This is a genomic window from Actinomadura sp. CNU-125, assembly GCF_001942465.1.
Classification (GTDB): Bacteria; Actinomycetota; Actinomycetes; order Streptosporangiales; family Streptosporangiaceae; genus Spirillospora.
Genome location: NZ_MKJY01000563.1, coordinates 24,738 through 42,245, shown reverse-complemented (window position 1 = coordinate 42,245; position 17,508 = coordinate 24,738). Strand labels below are relative to the sequence as shown.

Annotated in this window: 22 protein-coding genes, 2 tRNA genes and 1 pseudogene; 12 read left to right on the top strand and 13 right to left on the bottom strand. The window is 70.6% G+C overall.

The window, feature by feature from the left end; genetic code table 11:
- On the bottom strand, nucleotides 1–347 hold a 347-nt coding region (locus BJF79_RS41825; RefSeq protein WP_143220853.1), incomplete at its 3' end, for a hypothetical protein.
- Nucleotides 348–355: 8 nt separating this feature from the next.
- Entirely contained in the window at nucleotides 356–718 is a 363-nt protein-coding gene (locus tag BJF79_RS41820) for a hypothetical protein (RefSeq protein WP_075905772.1), read from the bottom strand.
- A 335-nt stretch (nucleotides 719–1,053) separates the two neighbouring features.
- On the opposite strand from BJF79_RS41820, the gene BJF79_RS41815 reads away from it, so the two are divergent.
- Nucleotides 1,054–1,632 (top strand): hypothetical protein, encoded by a 579-nt coding sequence (locus tag BJF79_RS41815; RefSeq protein ID WP_075905770.1) that lies wholly within the window; start codon nucleotides 1,054–1,056, stop codon nucleotides 1,630–1,632.
- A 66-nt stretch (nucleotides 1,633–1,698) separates the two neighbouring features.
- Here the strand turns inward: BJF79_RS41815 and BJF79_RS41810 are convergent, their stop codons facing one another.
- Both BJF79_RS41810 and BJF79_RS41805 read right to left on the bottom strand, forming a co-directional pair.
- Nucleotides 1,699–2,097 carry a phage holin family protein gene (locus BJF79_RS41810; protein ID WP_075905768.1) on the bottom strand — a complete coding sequence of 133 codons (399 nt, stop codon included), beginning with the start codon at nucleotides 2,095–2,097 and terminating at the stop codon, nucleotides 1,699–1,701.
- A gap of 92 nt (nucleotides 2,098–2,189) precedes the next feature.
- On the bottom strand, nucleotides 2,190–2,648 hold the full coding sequence (locus tag BJF79_RS41805; RefSeq protein ID WP_075905766.1) for a hypothetical protein: 459 nt from the start codon (nucleotides 2,646–2,648) through the stop codon (nucleotides 2,190–2,192).
- A gap of 158 nt (nucleotides 2,649–2,806) precedes the next feature.
- On the opposite strand from BJF79_RS41805, the gene BJF79_RS41800 reads away from it, so the two are divergent.
- The 5 genes and pseudogenes from BJF79_RS41800 (at nucleotide 2,807) to BJF79_RS41790 (ending at nucleotide 6,426) form a co-directional block, all read left to right on the top strand.
- Nucleotides 2,807–3,466, top strand: a complete 660-nt coding sequence (locus tag BJF79_RS41800; RefSeq protein WP_075905764.1) for an HAD family hydrolase — start codon at nucleotides 2,807–2,809, stop codon at nucleotides 3,464–3,466.
- A 35-nt stretch (nucleotides 3,467–3,501) separates the two neighbouring features.
- Nucleotides 3,502–3,720, top strand: a pseudogene (locus tag BJF79_RS66130) (DEAD/DEAH box helicase); the annotation flags it as partial.
- Nucleotides 3,663–5,033, top strand: a complete 1,371-nt coding sequence (locus BJF79_RS41795; RefSeq protein WP_316043549.1) for a RecQ family ATP-dependent DNA helicase — start codon at nucleotides 3,663–3,665, stop codon at nucleotides 5,031–5,033. The pseudogene BJF79_RS66130 and the gene BJF79_RS41795, both read left to right, overlap by 58 nt.
- Complete coding sequence (locus tag BJF79_RS64215; protein WP_262403383.1) at nucleotides 5,033–5,335, top strand: HRDC domain-containing protein; 303 nt, start codon at nucleotides 5,033–5,035, stop codon at nucleotides 5,333–5,335. The genes BJF79_RS41795 and BJF79_RS64215 overlap by 1 nt, the downstream gene beginning before the upstream one ends.
- 89 nt (nucleotides 5,336–5,424) lie before the next feature.
- Nucleotides 5,425–6,426 (top strand): alpha/beta hydrolase, encoded by a 1,002-nt coding sequence (locus BJF79_RS41790; RefSeq protein WP_075905762.1) that lies wholly within the window; start codon nucleotides 5,425–5,427, stop codon nucleotides 6,424–6,426.
- 33 nt (nucleotides 6,427–6,459) lie between these two features.
- On the opposite strand, the gene BJF79_RS41785 is transcribed toward BJF79_RS41790, so the two are convergent.
- The 5 genes from BJF79_RS41785 to BJF79_RS41765 form a co-directional block, all read right to left on the bottom strand.
- Nucleotides 6,460–7,341, bottom strand: coding sequence for an AurF N-oxygenase family protein (locus BJF79_RS41785; RefSeq protein WP_262403382.1), 882 nt, complete (start codon nucleotides 7,339–7,341; stop codon nucleotides 6,460–6,462).
- A 105-nt stretch (nucleotides 7,342–7,446) separates the two neighbouring features.
- Nucleotides 7,447–7,908 carry a macro domain-containing protein gene (locus BJF79_RS41780; protein WP_075905760.1) on the bottom strand — a complete coding sequence of 154 codons (462 nt, stop codon included), beginning with the start codon at nucleotides 7,906–7,908 and terminating at the stop codon, nucleotides 7,447–7,449.
- A 30-nt stretch (nucleotides 7,909–7,938) separates the two neighbouring features.
- The gene (locus BJF79_RS64210) at nucleotides 7,939–8,220 is read right to left on the bottom strand and encodes a hypothetical protein (RefSeq protein WP_143220852.1); all 282 of its coding nucleotides are present in this window, start codon (nucleotides 8,218–8,220) and stop codon (nucleotides 7,939–7,941) included.
- Nucleotides 8,217–8,765 carry a metallophosphoesterase gene (locus BJF79_RS41770; RefSeq protein ID WP_075905756.1) on the bottom strand — a complete coding sequence of 183 codons (549 nt, stop codon included), beginning with the start codon at nucleotides 8,763–8,765 and terminating at the stop codon, nucleotides 8,217–8,219. Before BJF79_RS41770 ends, BJF79_RS64210 begins: the two co-directional genes overlap by 4 nt.
- A 65-nt stretch (nucleotides 8,766–8,830) precedes the next feature.
- A tRNA-Arg gene (locus BJF79_RS41765) sits at nucleotides 8,831–8,903 on the bottom strand.
- A 184-nt stretch (nucleotides 8,904–9,087) separates the two neighbouring features.
- Between BJF79_RS41765 and BJF79_RS41760 the strand changes: the two genes are divergently transcribed.
- Nucleotides 9,088–9,519 carry a hypothetical protein gene (locus BJF79_RS41760; protein WP_075905754.1) on the top strand — a complete coding sequence of 144 codons (432 nt, stop codon included), beginning with the start codon at nucleotides 9,088–9,090 and terminating at the stop codon, nucleotides 9,517–9,519.
- A gap of 143 nt (nucleotides 9,520–9,662) precedes the next feature.
- A tRNA-Ser gene (locus tag BJF79_RS41755) sits at nucleotides 9,663–9,751 on the top strand.
- 480 nt (nucleotides 9,752–10,231) lie between these two features.
- On the opposite strand, the gene BJF79_RS41750 is transcribed toward BJF79_RS41755, so the two are convergent.
- Nucleotides 10,232–10,819 carry a TetR/AcrR family transcriptional regulator gene (locus tag BJF79_RS41750; RefSeq protein ID WP_075905752.1) on the bottom strand — a complete coding sequence of 196 codons (588 nt, stop codon included), beginning with the start codon at nucleotides 10,817–10,819 and terminating at the stop codon, nucleotides 10,232–10,234.
- Nucleotides 10,820–11,049: 230 nt separating this feature from the next.
- Here BJF79_RS41750 and BJF79_RS41745 point away from each other — a divergent pair, with 230 nt between their 5' ends.
- Nucleotides 11,050–11,658, top strand: coding sequence for a dihydrofolate reductase family protein (locus BJF79_RS41745; RefSeq protein ID WP_075905750.1), 609 nt, complete (start codon nucleotides 11,050–11,052; stop codon nucleotides 11,656–11,658).
- Nucleotides 11,659–11,697: 39 nt separating this feature from the next.
- Here BJF79_RS41745 and BJF79_RS41740 read toward each other — a convergent pair whose 3' ends face one another.
- The gene (locus tag BJF79_RS41740) at nucleotides 11,698–12,225 is read right to left on the bottom strand and encodes a TetR/AcrR family transcriptional regulator (protein ID WP_262403381.1); all 528 of its coding nucleotides are present in this window, start codon (nucleotides 12,223–12,225) and stop codon (nucleotides 11,698–11,700) included.
- Between the two features lie 188 nt (nucleotides 12,226–12,413).
- On the opposite strand from BJF79_RS41740, the gene BJF79_RS41735 reads away from it, so the two are divergent.
- The 3 genes from BJF79_RS41735 (at nucleotide 12,414) to BJF79_RS41725 (ending at nucleotide 15,055) form a co-directional block, all read left to right on the top strand.
- Complete coding sequence (locus tag BJF79_RS41735) at nucleotides 12,414–13,199, top strand: SDR family NAD(P)-dependent oxidoreductase (RefSeq protein WP_075905746.1); 786 nt, start codon at nucleotides 12,414–12,416, stop codon at nucleotides 13,197–13,199.
- Between the two features lie 26 nt (nucleotides 13,200–13,225).
- Nucleotides 13,226–14,122: a DMT family transporter gene (locus BJF79_RS41730; RefSeq protein ID WP_262403380.1), complete on the top strand. Its 897-nt coding sequence runs from the start codon at nucleotides 13,226–13,228 to the stop codon at nucleotides 14,120–14,122.
- 108 nt (nucleotides 14,123–14,230) lie between these two features.
- Nucleotides 14,231–15,055 carry a PaaX family transcriptional regulator C-terminal domain-containing protein gene (locus tag BJF79_RS41725; protein ID WP_075905742.1) on the top strand — a complete coding sequence of 275 codons (825 nt, stop codon included), beginning with the start codon at nucleotides 14,231–14,233 and terminating at the stop codon, nucleotides 15,053–15,055.
- Between the two features lie 10 nt (nucleotides 15,056–15,065).
- Here the strand turns inward: BJF79_RS41725 and BJF79_RS41720 are convergent, their stop codons facing one another.
- Together BJF79_RS41720 and BJF79_RS41715 are read right to left on the bottom strand one after the other, a co-directional pair.
- Nucleotides 15,066–15,917 carry an amidohydrolase family protein gene (locus tag BJF79_RS41720; protein ID WP_075905740.1) on the bottom strand — a complete coding sequence of 284 codons (852 nt, stop codon included), beginning with the start codon at nucleotides 15,915–15,917 and terminating at the stop codon, nucleotides 15,066–15,068.
- Nucleotides 15,917–17,497: a benzoate-CoA ligase family protein gene (locus BJF79_RS41715; RefSeq protein ID WP_075905739.1), complete on the bottom strand. Its 1,581-nt coding sequence runs from the start codon at nucleotides 17,495–17,497 to the stop codon at nucleotides 15,917–15,919. The genes BJF79_RS41720 and BJF79_RS41715 overlap by 1 nt, the downstream gene beginning before the upstream one ends.
- Between the last annotated feature and the right edge of the window lie 11 nt (nucleotides 17,498–17,508).

The window sequence follows — 17,508 nt, the reverse complement described above, 5'->3', positions numbered from 1 at the left end:
GCGCGGCCGCCGAGGCGACCGCGGAGGCCGAGCGGCTGGGCGTCGAGCAGCGGGCGGCCGAGGCGGAGCTGGCGGGCCCGCTCGCGGAGGCGGCGCGGCTGCAGGCGGCGGCGGACACGGTGTCGGCGGAGTCCGGGGAGCTGACGCGCGTCGCGGACGCGGCGTACGCGCGGTGCACGGAGCTCGAACAGCGCGCGCAGCACGCCCAGGGCGAGATGCAGGCGGCGCGGCAGACCGAGGAGTCGCTGGCGGACGAGCTGCAGCGGGCGCGGGAGGCGTTGCCGGCGGCGGTCCACGAGGCCGAGCGGGCGATGGCGGCGGACGCGGACGCGGCGGCGGAGGGGCACGCGAGCTACTACCGGCTGGTGTCGGCCGAGTCGGCGCTGTCGGCGATGCAGAAGAAGATGTCGCTCGGGCAGCGGCTGCACGTGGCGTCGCCGCCGTCCGGGCTGCGGAGCATGCGCGCGGAGGTGAAGGCGCGGCGGCGGGAGCCGACGAGGCGGCGAAGCGGGCGGCGGAGACCCGGCACACGGCGGAGGAGGCCGACCGGCTGCGGCGCGGGCTCGACCAGTTCGTCACCGACGGCGGCGCGCGGCTCGGCGCGGCACGGGAGGCGCAGCAGCGGCTCGGCGAGGAGCTGGCCTGGCTGGCGACGGAGCGGGAGCGGGCGGACGCCGAGCATCGTGAGCAGGCGCGGCTCGCCGCGGAGGCGGTGCATCGCGCGACGGAGGCGGGCCTTGCGGCCCGGGTCGCGAAGCAGGCGGCGCGCAAGATCGAGGAGCGTGCCGAGGCGGCGCGGACGGCGCGGGAGGAGGCGCTCGCCGCGGCCGAACGGGACGGCGCGGCCGCCGAGGACGCGGCGGGGCGTGCGCGGCGGCGTCGGCCGAGCTGGAGCGGCGCTCCACGGAGGCGGGGGACGAACTGGCGGCGCGCGACGCCGAGCTGCAGACGGCCGAGGACGCGGAAGCGCGCGCGCGGGAACACGTCGAGGAGATCTGCGGTTCCGACCCGTCCGCCGAGCCGGACGCGATCGCCGCGCACCAGTCCCGCGCGATGGCCCGCATCGAGGAACTGTCCGGCTATCTGGACGGCCGCGCGCCCGACGGCGGCGTCCTCCTGCGCACCGCCGACGTGGTCGTCGGGACGCCGGTCGCGGGTTTCGCACTGGACGACGCGGAGTTCGACGCGTTGATCGCCGTGGGCGACGTCCGGGACGCGGACTTCCTCGTCGGCGCCGTCCGGACCCGGCGCTGGGTGCTGGTCGGCGCGCCCGGCGCGAGGCCGCCCGCCCACCGCGAGTACGCGAACGAGGAGCCCGCCGATCATCTGGCCCGCGGGCCGCTCGGCCGGGCCGTCGACGCCGGTGCCGCCACGGACGTCCCGTCCGGCGACGCCCCGGAACCGGACGACTCGACGGCCGCGGACCCTCGGGACACGACCTTCGCGGATCCGACGATCACGGACGTCCCGCCGGACGAACCGACGACCGCGGACCCGACGATCACGGACGCCGCACCCGACGAACCGACGACCGCGGACCCGACGATCACGGACGCCGCACCCGACGACGCGGCATCCGAAACCCCGAGCCCCTCGGACGAACCGCCCGCCCCCGACGAACCCACCCGTTAACGACGGAACCGCCCGAGGAGCGCGCGGGCGTCCTCGGGCGGCGTCGGAGGGGTACGGGCGGGTCGGTCAGTCGTCGTCGTCGCCGTCGCCCACGAACAGGTTCAGCACCCAGCCGACGACGCCGACGACGATCGCGCCCCAGAACGCGGCCCAGAAGCCGTCGACGTGGAAGGGCAGTTCGAGGCGCGCGGCGACCTCGCTGGTCAGCCAGAGCAGCAGCGCGTTGACGACGAGGCCGATGAGGCCGAGGGTCAGTACGTAGAAGGCGCAGCCCAGCGTCTTGACGATCGGCTTGATGATCGCGTTGACGATGCCGAAGACGACGGCGACGCCGAGGAGGGTCAGCGCACGTCCGCCGGCGGTGTCGCCGACGCTCGTGACGCCCTGGACGGTGATGCCGTGGATCAGCGCGGTGGCGGCCCACAGGGCGACCGCGGTGATGCCCACCTTGAGAAGAATGCGCACATCACCAGCATGCGCGGCCGGCCCGGGGGCCGCCATCAGCCCGTGCGGCGATTTGCCGGGGCGAGACGCTCACCGTCAGGTAGGAGACGCCCTCATTCGCTCCGGTCGAAGAAGGGGGACTTGACGGACGGGCCGCGGCCCGCCGGGGCGGGCTCGGGGTGCGGCGGCCACACCTGCGGGCCACCGGGCCGGGCCGGCTGCCGCTCGGGCGGGGGCGTCCCGCCCTTGCCCTGGCGGACGCGCGCGAGTTCGCGCTCCAGCCGCCGCTTCTCCATCTCGAGGGTGGTGAGCGATTCCTCGTGCTCATCGCGCAGGTCGCGCAGGTCACGGCGGGCGCGCAGCATGCGTCCGGCGCCCAGGAAGGTGATCATCATGCCGATGACGAAGACGGCCGCGACCGCGGCTCCGGCGACGAACACCTGCCATTCGTTGCTCACGAGCGGCACGTCCTGGCCGAAGACGACCAGGTGGGCCGGGCCGGTGTTGGCGAGCAGGACGCCCGCGCCGGCGGTGATCGCCGCCGCGACCAGGACGAATCCAACGAAAACCATGTGCAGAGCTCCTCTGCTGTGACTCCGGAGGGGGTACGGAGGGAACCCACCATGCCAGACACCCGTGCCCTAGATCCAAAAATCCACATTCGTCCCGAATTGGGTTCTACTTCGCTCAGCCGGGTACGCACCGGGGACACCGACCTGGGAGGACGATCATGCCCCTGCAGTCCATCGTGTTCGATCTGGACGGCGTCCTGATCGACTCCGAGCCCGTCTGGGAGGAGGTCCGGCGCGCCTACGTCGCCGAGCACGGCGGGCGCTGGCTGCCGGACACGCAGGAGCGGATGATGGGCATGAGCACCGACGAGTGGGCCGGCTACATCGCGTCCGACCTGGTCGACGGCCAGTCCGCCGACGACGTCGCCTACGCGGTGATCGACCGCATGTCGCAGCGGTACGCCGCGCACCTGCCCGTCCTGCCGGGTGCGCGCGAGGCCGTCCACCGGATGGCCGAACTCCGCCCGCTGGGCCTCGCCAGCTCGTCCCCGCGCGCCCTGATCGACATCGTCCTCGGACACCTCGGCGTCGACGCGCTGTTCCCCGCGACCGTCTCCACCGAGGAAGTCGACCAGGGCAAACCGGCACCGGACGGATATCTCACCGTGGCCGCGCAGCTCAACGTCCGCGCCGCCGACTGCGTCGCGATCGAGGATTCCTCCAACGGGCTCCGCTCCGCGCACGCCGCGGGCATGCGGGTGATCGCGATCCCGCGTCCCGCGCACCCGCCCGCCCCGGACGCCCTGGCGCTCGCCGCCCACGTCGCCGACGGCCTCGACGACCTGACCGCGGAGGTTATCCACAAGGTGGCGAAGTGACGCACGGTGTCGGCGGCGGCTCCTAGTATGGGCGAATGTCCTCCCCCGAGACGCCTGAGGCCACCGAGATCGACGAGACGCTGCGGCGCGTGTTCGGCTACGACACGTTCCGCGACGGCCAGCGCGAGATCGTCGAGCAGGTGGTCTCCGGCGGGGACGCGCTGGTCCTGATGCCGACCGGCGGCGGGAAGTCGCTGTGCTACCAGATCCCGGCGCTGGTCCGGAAGGGCACCGGCATCGTGATCTCCCCCCTCATCGCCCTCATGCAGGACCAGGTGGACGCCTGCGCGCGCTCGGCGTCCGCGCGGGTTTCCTCAACTCGACCCAAGACCTGGACGAACGCCGCATCGTCGAAGCGCAGTTCGTGCAGGGCGAACTCGACCTGCTCTACCTCGCGCCCGAACGGCTGCGGCTCCCCGCGACCGTCGAACTGCTCGACCGCGGCGACGTCTCGCTGTTCGCGATCGACGAGGCGCACTGCGTGTCGCAGTGGGGCCACGACTTCCGGCCCGACTACCTGATGCTGTCCGGCCTGCACGAACGCTGGCCGGACGTGCCGCGCATCGCCCTCACCGCGACGGCGACGGAGGCGACCCGCGCGGAGATCGCGTCCCGGCTCGACCTCGAACGCGCGCGGCACTTCGTCGCGAGCTTCGACCGTCCGAACATCCAGTACCGCATCGAGCCGAAAACCGACGCGAAACGCCAACTCCTCAAGCTGCTCCAAACGGAACACCAGGGCGACGCGGGCATCGTGTACTGCCTGTCCCGCAACTCGGTGGAGAAGCACGCCCAGTTCCTGACCGACAACGGCATCGAGGCCGTCCCGTACCACGCGGGCCTGGACGCCGAGACGCGCGCGGCGAACCAGTCGCGGTTCCTGCGGGAGGACGGGCTCGTCGTCGTCGCGACGATCGCGTTCGGCATGGGCATCGACAAACCGGACGTCCGCTTCGTCGCCCACCTCGACCTGCCCAAATCGGTCGAGGGTTACTACCAGGAGACCGGACGAGCCGGACGTGACGGCCTCCCGTCCACGGCCTGGCTCGCCTACGGCCTGCAAGACGTCGTCAACCTGCGCAAGATGATCGACTCCGGCGAGGGCGACGCCGCGTTCCGCCGCCGCCAGAGCTCGCACCTCGACGCGATGCTCGCACTCTGCGAGACGCCCGGCTGCCGTCGCGTCCAGCTGCTGAACTACTTCGGGCAGCCCGGCGAGCCCTGCGGCAACTGCGACACCTGCATCGCCCCGCCCGAGACCTGGGACGCGACCGTCCCCGCGCAGAAAGTACTCTCGACGGTCGTGCGGCTCGACCGCGAGCGCCGGCAGAAGTTCGGCGCCGGGCACATCGTCGACATCCTGCTCGGCAAGAAGAACGCGAAGATCATCCAGTTCGACCACGACTCGCTGAAGACGTTCGGCATCGGCGCCGAACTCCGCGACGTCGAATGGCGCGGCGTCGTCCGGCAACTCCTCGCGCAGGGCCTGATCGCCGTCGAGAGCAACCACGGCACGCTCGTCCTCACCGACGCGAGTTCCGAGGTGCTGCGCGGCGGACGCAGGTGATGATGCGCCGCGAACCCGAGCGGGCGACCACGAAATCCGCCAAGGCCGCGAAGGACCGCAAGGCGCCCGTCGAGCTGCCCGCCGAGGCCGCCCCGCTGTTCGAGCGGCTGCGCGCCTGGCGCGCCGCGACGGCGAAGGAGCAGGGCGTCCCCGCCTACGTGATCTTCCACGACGCCACGCTCCGCGAGATCGCGACCGCGCGCCCCAAGACCCTCGCCGAGCTGGGCGGCGTGAGCGGCGTCGGCGAGAACAAGCTGGCGAAGTACGGCGAGCAGGTCCTCGAAACCCTCGCCGCCGACTAGAAATCCACACGCGGAACGCACAACCGAACGCGAACATTCGTTACCCGCGTGAGGTATCACGGGGCGCGGGCGAACCTAGCTTCCTCCACATGATCCCCCGAACACGCGCCCTGCTGGCGATCGCCGCACTACTGGCCGTCCTGACGCCCGTCCCGGCCGCCGCCGCACCGCCCGCCCAGTCCGTCCCCGCCGACACCGGCGCGCGCATCACCGACCAAACCTGGCTGGACGAGCGCACCTTCGACGTCACCATCGACACGCCGGGCCTGCCCGAGCAGGTCAAGACCCGTGTCATCGTCCCCGCGGGCTGGTCGCCGGACGCCGAACGCACCTGGCCCGTCGTGTACGCCTACCACGGGGGCCGCGACAACTACGTGTCGTGGACGCGCAGCACCGACATCGAGGAGTACGCCGCGTCCTACGACGTCATGGTCGTGATGCCCGAAGCCGCCAACGGCGCGTACACCGACTGGTACAACGACGGCGAGGGCGGCCCGCCGATGTGGGAGACGTTCCACACCACCGAGGTCGTCCAACTCATGGAACGCAACTTCCACGCCGGGACGGCCCGTGCCGCGATGGGCATCTCGTCCGGTGCGAGCGGCGCGATGGCGTACGCGGGACGGCACCCCGGCATCTTCGAGTACGTCGCGGCGTCCAGCGGCGTCATGCACATGACCATGCCGGGCATTCCGACCATGCTGGTGCTCACGCAGGCGCTCTACACCGACACCGAGGACGCGACCGACGTCTGGGGCGTTCCGGGCATCGACGCCGAGAACTGGCTCGCGCACGACCCATGGGTCCTCGCCCGCAACCTGCGCGGCGTCGGCCTGTTCGTGTCCAGCGGCACCACCGGCCTGCCCGGCCCCCACGACGCCCCGGCGCCCGGCGAAGAGGAATCGGTGCAGGTCCACGAGGTCACGTGCGGCCGCACCACCGAGTCGTTCCTGCTCCGCCTCGACGCCCTCGACATCCCCGTCACGGCCCACGTCTACGAGGACGGCTGGCACAACTGGGAGGCGTGGCGGCCCGAGATGGACCGCTACTGGGAGCCGATGATGGAAGCGATCGGCGCACCTCACGTCTAACGAACCGGCGGGCCCTCGTCCGAGGGCCCGCCGTCACCGCACGAGACCCGTGTGCCGCCACAGCGCCCGTCCGGGGCCCTCGATCAACCCCAGTTCCTCCAGGAAAGGCATGATCTTCCCACCCATCCACAGGAGCGTCTCCCGATAGCGAGGATTCCCGAGCGCGATCCGCCGCCCCTCCTCCGGCTCCAGCCCGACGCACCGGTACACCTCGGGATCGATCATGAAACCGACCGGCGCGGTCGCCGTCAGCGCCGCGGTGAGCCGGTGCGCCGCCAGCCGCGCCTTGCCCAGCCCCCGCATGCTCCGGACGATCTCCGCCCGCGCGAACCGGACATGCCGCGCCTCCTCGATCACGTGGATCCGGCTGACGTCCCGGACGAGCGGCTGCACGCGCGGATCGTCCATGATCGCCCGCTGTATCCGGTCGAAGACCTCCTCGCCGACCAGGAACGTCGCCCACATCGCAGGCCCCGCCCCGACCGCCTTGTACAGCCGCCCGCCGTGGTGGACCACACCGGGCAGCCGGGTGCGCGGCGCGCCGAGCCGGTCGAGCAACCGGCCGAACATCACCGAATGGCGCGTCTCGTCACCGACCTCGGTCAACGCGAACTGCGCATGCGCGCTGCGCGGATCCAGGTCATAGACGAACCGCATGAACAGCTGCATCAGCGACACTTCAAGCCAGACGCCCACATACGTAATGCTCGCGAACTCGTGCCGCGACAACTCGATGCGCCGCTCCTCGTCGAGCCGCCCCCACACGTCCGTCCCGTACAGGGACACGCGTTCGGGCGGCATGAAGTACTTCCCGGGCTCCATCGGGGCGTCCCAGTCGACGTCGACACCGGGATCGAACGACGCCTTGGCCGCCGAACGCAGCAACCGCCGCGCGACGACCTCCCGCTCCTTCATCATCACTCCACGGGCAGACGGAAATAGGACCGCCCAACCATCCACCCGCCGCAAAACCCCGAGCCACACTCGTGTCGCGCGTACGACCGAACCGACTTTTGCGTCCTACTCATATACGGTGACGGACACCCCGCGTTCGACGAGCCGCCGTTCGATCAGCGGCTCCACGAGTTCCCACCGCCCGCCCCCGAGCCCGCACCCGATCCGCGGCATATGGACGCTCGCCGACAGTTCCAGCGCCCTCTCCCCGACCTTCTCCAGCGCCCGGTCGAGAGCCTCGTACCGGATCGGCGGCCCGCTCCGGCTCGGCTTGATCCCCCGCTGCGCGACCATGTTCGCCACCCAGATGTACCGCTCCACCTGCACGAACTGGACGGCCCCCAACCCGAAACCGTTCCTCGCCCGCGCCCGGTGCCAGGCCCGGTACTCCGCCTCCGGCTCCTTCCACCGCCGCGACACCGCGAGGACGAACCCTTTCCCCCAGCCCCCGAGATCGTTGCACACGTGCGCGACGATCTTCACGCCCTTCGCCTGCGGCGACGTCGCGTCCCCCTTGATGTACCGCATGGCCCCACGCTAACCGGAGCCACCGACACTTCAGGAAAGCAACCGAACAAGATCCAATTCGTCACCGCGAACATCCGCGAGCCACGAATCGCGCACATACTCGAACGTCTCCGTGTCGAGCAGCCCAATACTCCCGGGCATGACCTCCTGCCGAGGATTGAACGGCTCGCCCCCCTTAACCTTCGGCTGCACCAACTGACCAAGCGCATACGAAACCGTCGCCCCGTACCGTCGAGGCCCGTTCTCGTGGTGATAGTGACCGCTGACGTGCATCCGCGGCTGCAAACGTTCAAGAAGTGCAGTCATCTTCACCGACCCCTGCACAACACCCCGATAACTGGACATCGCGTAAGGCCCATCGTGGGTGACGAGCACATCGACACTCCCGGCCTCCGCGTCCAGCAACCTCGCGTAGGCATCGCGTCGTAGTCCATGCCCTCCGACTCGATCAACCCCAGGAACGCGAACCTCAACCCGGCCACGTCCACGACCGTCCCGCACGGCACATGGACGAACGCCCCGAGCGGATCCACCGCCCCCTCGCGCCCCGCCAACCACTCGTGATCTTCATGATTACCGCTCACGAACACCACCGGCGGCACCCGCGTCAACGCGAGCCGAACCCCCTCGGCCAACCGCGGCGACGGATCGAGCAACCGAAAGAAGTCGTGCTGCGCGGGATGATCACCCCCGAACCGCCGCGACGCCTCGTCCCACCTCTCCACCGACGGGAACGCCCCCAAGTCCCCGACCTGGACGACCGCGTCGAGCCGTCCCCGAGCCTCGGCCAACAGCGCCGCCGCCCCGAGCGCGTGAAGCACGCACCCGTGCACGTCCCCAACGAACGCGACCCGCACCCGACCTCCTCGGCCCCAAACGCCAAAGGCCCCTCCCGATCCCGGAAGGGGCCTCTGACCCGCTGCGCACCCGTAGGGATTCGAACCCCAAACCTTCTGATCCGTAGTCAGATGCTCTATCCATTGAGCTACGGGTGCTTGCCGCTGAATACTGTACCGGCTCCACCGGTCGTCCGCGAATCGGTTCCGTCCGCCCCGGACGGACGTGACGCGGGTCACGGAACCGTTCGTGGCCGTCAGGCGCCAAAGCGGTAATCAAGACGGAACTGACCTGCGCGGTCTACCCTCGTCCAAAGCTCCAAACCCCCCAGAAGGAGAAAACATGCGCATGTCTGCCACCAAGCTGGTCGGCGTCCTCGCCGTCGGTGGCGCCCTGTTCACCTCCACCGCCTGCGGCCCTCTCGGCTCGATCGCGGGCGGTGGCGCCAAGGACGAGGCGTGCAAGAACATCGAGACCGAACTGCGCGGCATCGCCTCCAGCAGCCCGTCCTTCACCGGCGGCGGCACCGACCAGACCGCCAACGAGTGGCTGGACGCCGCCTCCAAGATCCGCAGCGAAGGCCAGGACGCCGGCGGCGACGTCGAGTCCGCCGCCTCCGCGTTCGCCACGGACCTGGAAACCGTCGCCAACAGCCTCAAGGAGCTGTCCTCGGGCAACCTCTCCGGCGGCACGCCGAACATCAGCCAGATGCAGCAGCACGGCCAGGAGCTCGGCGAAGCCTGCGGTTACTCGGGCTTCCGCCTGGGCGGCTGACGGTGACGACCTCCGCTCCCGCGGCCCCGGGAGCGGATCGTCCCCGCAGGCGGAGGTTCCGGGCTATGCTTTCAGTGACCCGAGCTCAGGCTTTGCCGGTCGGCACGCCGAACCGGTAACCTGTCCTGTGCCCGAGGGCCACTGGAGGATTCGCCTAGTCCGGTCTATGGCGCCGCACTGCTAATGCGGTTTGGGTTCACGCCCATCCGGGGTTCAAATCCCCGATCCTCCGCCGTCTGAACTGCGGGGTTGCGTCTAGCTACGCAACCCCGCAGAGTCTTTTCCGAGCCAGATCGAGGCCCGAGCACGCACAAACGGCATGGCGCCGTCCAGCACGCTCACCACCCCTCGGCGCGTTCGGCCCGCCTACAGGACGCCCGTTCAGACGGCGCCGCGACGCGGCACGAAAGACCCGATTCTTGCCGCAGCGTCGGTCGCGAGTTCCGCGGCGACCACGGCCGAGGTGAACGACTCCGTGGCGTGGCCAAGGATCTCTGAGACGGCCTTCATGCTGACACCGGCCGCATGCGCCATGGCGACGGATCGGCGGAAGCACGGGCCCTTCCATAGCGATCACGGCCAGTTCGACGGTCGTGCGGTGCCGCTGGGCGATCCGCTCGAACGACCGACCGTCCTTGAGGTGCGGTTCGCGGTACAGCCTGTAGTGCTTGAGCTTCTCGTTGAGGGGTGCGGTGGGACGCCTGGCGTCCGGTCAGGTTTCTGTTTGTGGTCGGGGCAGGCTGCGCTGCGCCAACGCGTCGATGATCTTTTCGATGCCGTGCGGCTCCAGCAATCCCGGGACCGTCAGGTCGTCCACGATCACGCCGAGCATGGCGGTGTACTGGAGCAGCACAGTTTCGTGGTCGCCGGGGAGGCCGGTGTCCAGGTGCCAGGCGATGTTGGCCTCCAGCATCGCGGTGAAGGTACGGGTGAGATCTTCCCGCAGTTCCGGGCGGCGTGTGGCTTCCAGGCGCAACTCCAGCATGGCGAGGTGGCTGCTGCGGTCGGCGCGCATCCGGTCCAGCAGCTGGCGGAGCAGGGTGGCGGTCAGCTCGGGGGTGGGCTCGGCCTTCATGGTCTCTGCCAGCGCGGACGGGTCTGGGGTGAGGCGCTCGTGGGTGCGGGCCATGACCTGGCGGAGCAGGTCGGCGCGGTTGGCGAAGTAATTGGTGGTGGTGCCGGTGGGGACGCCGGCCTCCTTGTCGACCGCGCGCAGGGTGAGCCCGCGTGACCCCTCCTTTGCGAGGACCTCGATGGCGGCGTCGAGCAGCGCGGTGCGGCGGGCGGTGTTCTGTCGCATCTCATCTCCCGTGATTCGCCCAGGATTTGACATCACTGCAAGTGCAGTACTATCTTCAAACCACTTCACACAGAGTACATCAGATGATGTTCGTCGAGAGGAAACCCGAGATGCGAGTTCAGCCCACGCGCCGACACCTCCCGCAGCAGCCCCCGATGCCGCGCTCCCTGCCCCGCCCTCGCCCGCTTCCCAAGCCGGGCACCCGCCGCTGACCGACCGAAAGGCCCCGCATGCGCAAGCTCGTGTACTACATCGCCGCCACCCTCGACGGCTTCATCGCCGGCCCCGACGGTGCCGACCCCACCGGCCCCGGCGGCTTCTGGACGATCCCGGACGACTACCTGCAGCACCTCATCGCCGAGTACCCCGAAACGCTGCCCGGCCCCGCTCGGCAGGCCCTGGGCATCACCGCCGAGGGCACCCGCTTCGACACCGTCCTGGAAGGGCGGCACACCTATGAGATCGGGATCAAGGCCGGCATCGCCAACGCCTACCCGCATCTGCGTCACCTGGTGTTCTCCCGGACCCTGTCCGAGAGCCCTGACCCGGCCGTCCAAATCGTGTCCGGCGACCCGGTCACCGCCGTGCAGGAGTTGAAGGAGCAGGGCGGCAAGGACATCTGGCTGCTCGGCGGTGGCACGCTGGCGGGCGCCCTGTACCGGGAGATCGACCAGCTCGTGATCAAGCTGGCGCCGCTGACCATCGCCGCCGGCATCCCGCTGTTCGGCCGCGCCGCCGCCTTCGACCCATCCACCTGGCGACTCACCGACCAAACGGCCTTGGGCAGCGGCGCCCTCTTCCTCACCTACACCCGCATCCCGGCCGAGCACGAGGCGTGACCGCCTTGCCGCCGCGGCTCATCCGGGGGACGGGTCCCCTCATCGGCGCGGGCCGGCGCCGTGCAGCAGGGTGTCGATGACGCGGGCGGCGAGGGCGTCCGGGTCGGCGCCGTCCGTGTTGCCGTTCAGGGATTCGCCGATGAGCGTGTAGTAGACCCGGCGCACCCAGTCGAGATCGGCTGCGTCGTCGATGAGCTTGTCGGCCTGGGCCCGTTTCAGCACGGCGGTGCAGCGGCGGGCGATGTCCTGTTGGAGGACGGCGGCCTCACTGTCCGGGTTTGTCGGTAGCCCCAAGGCGAATGCCCAGGCGCTCTTGACCTGGAGCACGTTGGCCGTGATCCGGTGCATCGCTACCAGCGGCGGCGCGGTGTCCGGCCTGCCGTCGTCCACCGCCTGGGCCAGCCGGCGGGCCGCGGATGAGGCCAGCGCCTCGATCAGCGCCTGTCGATTGGCGAACCGCCGGTGGATCGTCGTCCGGGCGACTCCCGCGGCTGCGGCGATCTGCTCCATGGAAGCGCCGGGGTCTTCGACGAGCACCCGCTCCGCCGCCTCCAGGATCACGCGCACGCTGCGCTCTGCGTCCGCCCGCAACGACCGGGCCGCTGCCTCGCTCATCATGCCTCCCGTTGGGTCACTTGTAACGCAAAGACTACATTGTCGATGCAAGGTTGCTGTGATTTGCATCAGGGCTGTTGCATGTTTTGATGTTATTGGTACAGTCTTTTCGCAGTTGCTCCCCTGACGACGGAGAAGACATGCACAGCACCGCCCTCATCACCGGAGCGTCGTCCGGCCTCGGCGCGGAGTTCGCCGCGCAAGGGCACGATGTGATCCTGGTGGCGCGGTCCGGCGACCGGCTCGCCGCCCTCGCCGAGCGCCTGATCGCCGAGCACGGCGTCCAGGCTCATGTGCTGGTCCAGGACCTCGCCGAACCGGACGCGGCCCGCCGCGTCGCCGACCAACTGGCCGCTCGCGCGCTGAGCGTCGACCTGCTGGTCAACAACGCCGGCTTCGGGACCTGCGGCCGTTTCGAGGAGATCTCCGGTGCCCGTGACCACGATCAGCTGATGGTCAATGTGGTCGCGCTCGTCGACCTCACCCATGAACTGCTGCCGGGGATGCTCGAACGCGGCCGCGGCTCGGTCGTCAACGTCGTCTTCCAGGCTTCCCCGTACTTCGCCGTCTACGGCGCGGCCAAGAGCTTCGTACTGAACTTCGGCCTCGCCCTGCGGCAGGAGTACCGCCGGCGCGGCATCCGCGTGCTCACCTTGTGCCCCGGCCCGGTCGAGACCGCGTTCTTCGACACCCTCGGCACCCGCCGTGCGGCCGTCACCGGTTCCATGACCACCGCGGAGCCCGTCGTCCGCGCCGCTCTGCGCGCGCTGGACCGCGACCGCGGCTATGTCGCCCCCGGATTCGGCAACGCCCTGGCCGCGCACCTGACACCCCGCCGCCCCAGGACCCTGGTCGCCGCCATCGCCGAACGCATCACCCGCAAGGTCCTGGCCCCCTCCCCGGCGGTGCTGGAGCACACCACATGAAATCCCCCGTCGGCGCCGCCTCGGCGATGCTGCTCGTCGGCACCTCGACCGCGGTCTCCGCCACCATCGCCGACTACCCGGTCTTCACCGGACAGGCCCTGCGCTACGGGCTCGCCGCGGCGATCCTCCTGGCCGTCGTACGCCACCGGCGCCTGCCCCGCGTCCGCCTGACTCCACGTGACATCCTGCTCCTGATCGCGCTGGCGGCCACCGGTTTGGCCGGGTTCAACGTCTTTCTCGTCGAAGCCACCCGGCATGCCGGGCCCGCCATGATCGGCACCGTGGTCGGTGCCGTCCCCCTCGTCCTGGCCCTCGTCGGGCCCTTGCTGGAACGCCGACGCCCGGCCCCCCGCACCGTCGGCGCCGCGCTCGTGGTCGCACTCGGCGCGGCCGTCGCCGCCGGCCTCGGCTCGGGCAGCCTCACGGGCCTGCTGCTGTCCCTGGGCGCACTCGTCGGCGAAGTCGCGTTCTCTCTGCTCGCCGTCCCTCTGTTGGCCAAACTCGGCCCCCTGAGGGTCGCCGCCTATCCCGCCGCTGTCTCCGTCCCCATGCTGCTGGCCGCGGGCCTCGCCCTGGACGGTGCGGCCTCCCTGCGGGTGCCCACGCCCAGCCATGCGGTCGCCTTCGCCTACCTCGGCGCGATCGTCACCGCGGCCGCCTTCTTCCTCTGGTATGACGCACTGCGCCGCCTCGGCGCCGACCGCGCCGGCCTGTTCGCCGGCCTCGTGCCGGTGGGCGCACTGCTCACCACCATCGCACTCGGCCTCGGCCGGCCAGGTACCGCCGACGTCATCGGCGCCCTGCTCGTCACGGCCGGCGTCGCCATCGGCATGCGACGACCCGGCCAGGACAGCCGGGGACCACACCGGCCCGGCAGTCCGGCGGGTGAGCCGACCTCCGGTCGGACACTGCACCATGCCTGACGCGGCCCCGGTCAGCGCCCGATTGGGATATTGGCTACGGATGGCTGTCGGTACGTCGTGTTCTTGTAGCATGGGGTGGTCTCTTCGTTCGAAGGAGTGTCACCTTTCATGCCCAGCGAGGTTCGGCGGCAGGCCGGGGCGGGGAGCGCGCAGTCGCTGCTCATGACCATGTTGGGCGAGTATCTGTTGCCGCACGGTGAGCCGGTTTGGACGTCGGCGCTGCTGCACGTGCTGGCCGGGCTCGGGGTCGAGGAGAAGTCGGCGCGGCAGGCGTTGAGCCGGACGGCGGCCAAGGGGTGGATCGTCTCCGAACGGAGCGGGCGTCGGGTTCGGTGGGCGCTGACCGGGGCCGGGCACACGCTGCTGAGCGAGGGCGCGGAGCGGATCTACTCGTTCGGCCGGGAGCGCGAGACCTGGGACGGGCGCTGGCTGGTGCTGCTGGCCAGTGTGCCGGAGTCCAAGCGGGACCTGCGGCACCAGTTGCGCACGGGACTCACCTGGGCGGGGCTGGGCAGTCCGGTGCCTGGGGTGTGGATCAGTCCGCACGCCTCTCGGGAGGCCGAGGCCAAGCAGGTGGTGGAGAGGCTTGGGCTGGGGTCGGCGTTGTCGTTCTGTGGTCCGTTCGCCGGTATCGGGTCGGAGCGCGGGATGGTTGAGCAGGCGTGGCATCTGGACGAGCTCGCGGCTGCCTACGATGGGTTCGTGCGGGAGTTCGCGGGGCTTCGGCCCGCGTCGGGCGATCAGGTGCTGCTCGCGCAGATCCGGCTCGTGCACGAGTGGCGGCGGTTTCCCCGTCTGGATCCGCAGTTGCCGCTGGAGTTGTTGCCTCCGCACTGGATCGGGGTTCGTGCCGCGAATCTTTTCAATGATCTCCATGGGGAATGGCGGGGCGCCGCGCGGGAGCGTTGGGCGGCCCTCGCCGTTGAAGGCTGACGATCGGCTGTCAGGTGAGGTTGTAGACGCGGGCGGCGTTGCCTGCCAGGACGAGCGCGGCGGTGTCGTCGTCGGGGCACAGGGCGGCGACGGCGCGGGCGTTGCGGGCGATGCCGGGGACGCCCGGCCAGTCGGTGCCGAAGATCATGCGGCGGGTGAGGCGGTTCCAGTTGTGCTTGGCGTAGTACTCGCGGAGCCGGGACGGGGGGAGGCCGGACAGCTCGATCCACACGCGTTCGCTGGTCAGCGCCATGAACGCGGCCGCGTCGTACCACCAGCCGCGGCCGCCGTGGGCGAGGGCGACGTTCAGGCGGGGGAAGTCGCGGAGGACGTCGTCGAGGAGGACGGGGTCGGCGAACTTGTTGGACGAGCCGGGGAACGTGCTGGTGCCGCAGTGCACGACCAATGGGGTGTTCGTTGACTGGCACAGCTCGTACGCCGGGTACAGGCTGCGGTCGTTGGCCGGAATACCGGCGTGGACGGGGTGCAGCTTGCAGGCGACTGCGCCGAGGTCGAGCTGGCGTTGGAGTTCGTCGTCGACCGGGTAGTGCAGGTGCGGGTTGATGTTGGCGATGGCCTTGATGCGGGACGGGTGGTGGCGGGTGAGCGGGAGCAGGTCCTCGATCGGCTGGACGCCGGTGGCCTTGGGGCTGTACTCGGCCAGGAGGAGTGCGACGTCGACGCCTTCGTCGGCGAGGTAGGCGTCGAAGCGGTCGGGGACGACCGTGCCGGAGTCGTCGTAGACGCGGTCCAGGATCGCGGGGTCGCCGAAGTCGTGCGCCCACTGTTTCCAGGCGGGCTTGAGGGTGGGGAGCCGCGCGGCGTGCAGGTGCACGTCGATGAGCGGCATGCCGTCCAGCATCAGAGCGCGTCGGGTTCGGTCACGGGGGTCTCCTTCGAGCCGGCGAGGAGGCCGGCGGCGTGGGCTCGCAGTTCGACCCGGCGGACCTTACCGGTGGCGGTGGTGGGGAGGGTCTCGGTGAACACCACGCGGCGGGGCCGTTTGAACGAGGGCAGTCCGGCCCGGCAGAACTCGATCAGGTCGGGTTCGGACGGTGTGGCGGCGGGCGCGGGGACGACGTAGGCGACCGGTTTCTCCAGCCCGTCGGTGTCGATGGCGGCCACGACCACGGCCTGGGCGACGGCCGGGTGCGCCAGCAGGCGGGCCTCGACCTCGGCGGGCGAGACCCAGATGCCGCTGGCCTTGAGCATGTCGCCGGTGCGGCCGAGGCAGGTGTAGTAGCCGTCCGAATCCATGACGTAGGTGTCGCCCGTGCGCAGCCATTCGCCTTGGAAGACCCGGCGGGAGGCCGTGTAGCGGGACCAGTAGCCCGTGGCGGTCGAGTCGCCGCGGACGAACAGGGTGCCGGGCGTTCCCTCGGCGACATCGTTGCCCTGGTCGTCCAGGATGCGCAGGTCGTACCCGGGGACCGGAACGCCGGTCGTACCAGGACGTACTTCGCCTTCTTTGTTGGACAGGAAGATGTGCAGCATCTCGGTCATGCCGATGCCGTCGAGGATGTCGATGCCGAAGCGTCCGGTCCAGCGCCGGTAGAGCTCGGCGGGGAGGGGTTCGCCGGCGGAGGTCGCCAGCCGCACCGCGCCGAGGGCTTCGGGGGGAAGCTGCGCGCGGAGCATGTTGGCGAAGAAGGTCGGGCCGGCGAAGAACAGCGTCGCGCCGAGGTTTCGGGCGTGGGCCGCCAGGGCGTCCGGACGGGACGGCGCGGGCTCCAGGATCGCGCTCGCCCCGGCCGCGAGGGGGAACAGCACCGAGTTGCCGAGGCCGTAGGCGAAGAACGCCTTCGCGGCCGAGAGGCACCGGTCGTCCGGGCGGATGCCGAGGACCTGCGCGCCGTAGGTCTCGCACACCACGCGGATCGACGCGTGGCGGTGCATCGCGGCCTTCGGTGTCCCGGTCGTCCCGGAGGTGTAGAGCCAGAACGCCGGGGAGTCGTCCGAGGTGGGGTACGCCCCGGTCGGGTCGGTCTGAGCCAGGTCGGTGAGCGTGTGCACGGGGAGGTCGGTGTCGATGCGGGCGCCGACGCCGGTGAGGATCGCCGTCAGTTCCGGTGACTCGGCGGCGGCCGCGGCGGCGGGTCCGGCGAAGTCCGCGGTCACGGCCAGGAGCGCGGCTCGGGAGTCGCGGAGGAGTTCGGCCAGGCCGTCCGCGTGCAGCATGGTGGAGACCGGCACGGGGACGGCGCCGATCCGCATGGCGGCGAGGAAGACCGTGACGAAGTCGGGCGAGTCGGCCATGAACATCAGCAGTCGCTGCTCCGGCAGCAGGCCGGTGCCGCGCAGGCCGGCGGCGGTGCGGCCGACCCGGTCGTGCAGTTGCGCGTAGGTGAGGTCGCCGCCCGGTCCGGTCAGGGCGAGGCGGTCGCCGTCGCCCCGGTCGAGGTGACGGTCGAGCAGGTAGAGGGACGCGTTGAAATCGCTCATCTGCCGCTGCC

Excerpts from the sequence above, each read along its gene's own strand:
- BJF79_RS41820 (WP_075905772.1), bottom strand. The coding sequence starts at position 718 with ATGCACCGCCTCCGCGGCGAGCCGCGCCTGCTCACGATGCTCGGCGTC.
- BJF79_RS41815 (WP_075905770.1), top strand. The coding sequence starts at position 1,054 with ATGGCCCGCATCGAGGAACTGTCCGGCTATCTGGACGGCCGCGCGCCC.
- BJF79_RS41805 (WP_075905766.1), bottom strand. The coding sequence starts at position 2,648 with ATGGTTTTCGTTGGATTCGTCCTGGTCGCGGCGGCGATCACCGCCGGC.
- BJF79_RS41800 (WP_075905764.1), top strand. The coding sequence starts at position 2,807 with ATGCCCCTGCAGTCCATCGTGTTCGATCTGGACGGCGTCCTGATCGAC.
- BJF79_RS64215 (WP_262403383.1), top strand. The coding sequence starts at position 5,033 with ATGATGCGCCGCGAACCCGAGCGGGCGACCACGAAATCCGCCAAGGCC.
- BJF79_RS41790 (WP_075905762.1), top strand. The coding sequence starts at position 5,425 with ATGATCCCCCGAACACGCGCCCTGCTGGCGATCGCCGCACTACTGGCC.
- BJF79_RS41785 (WP_262403382.1), bottom strand. The coding sequence starts at position 7,341 with ATGAAGGAGCGGGAGGTCGTCGCGCGGCGGTTGCTGCGTTCGGCGGCC.
- BJF79_RS41780 (WP_075905760.1), bottom strand. The coding sequence starts at position 7,908 with ATGCGGTACATCAAGGGGGACGCGACGTCGCCGCAGGCGAAGGGCGTG.
- BJF79_RS41760 (WP_075905754.1), top strand. The coding sequence starts at position 9,088 with ATGCGCATGTCTGCCACCAAGCTGGTCGGCGTCCTCGCCGTCGGTGGC.
- BJF79_RS41750 (WP_075905752.1), bottom strand. The coding sequence starts at position 10,819 with ATGCGACAGAACACCGCCCGCCGCACCGCGCTGCTCGACGCCGCCATC.
- BJF79_RS41745 (WP_075905750.1), top strand. The coding sequence starts at position 11,050 with ATGCGCAAGCTCGTGTACTACATCGCCGCCACCCTCGACGGCTTCATC.
- BJF79_RS41735 (WP_075905746.1), top strand. The coding sequence starts at position 12,414 with ATGCACAGCACCGCCCTCATCACCGGAGCGTCGTCCGGCCTCGGCGCG.
- BJF79_RS41730 (WP_262403380.1), top strand. The coding sequence starts at position 13,226 with ATGCTGCTCGTCGGCACCTCGACCGCGGTCTCCGCCACCATCGCCGAC.
- BJF79_RS41725 (WP_075905742.1), top strand. The coding sequence starts at position 14,231 with ATGCCCAGCGAGGTTCGGCGGCAGGCCGGGGCGGGGAGCGCGCAGTCG.
- BJF79_RS41720 (WP_075905740.1), bottom strand. The coding sequence starts at position 15,917 with ATGCTGGACGGCATGCCGCTCATCGACGTGCACCTGCACGCCGCGCGG.
- BJF79_RS41715 (WP_075905739.1), bottom strand. The coding sequence starts at position 17,497 with ATGAGCGATTTCAACGCGTCCCTCTACCTGCTCGACCGTCACCTCGAC.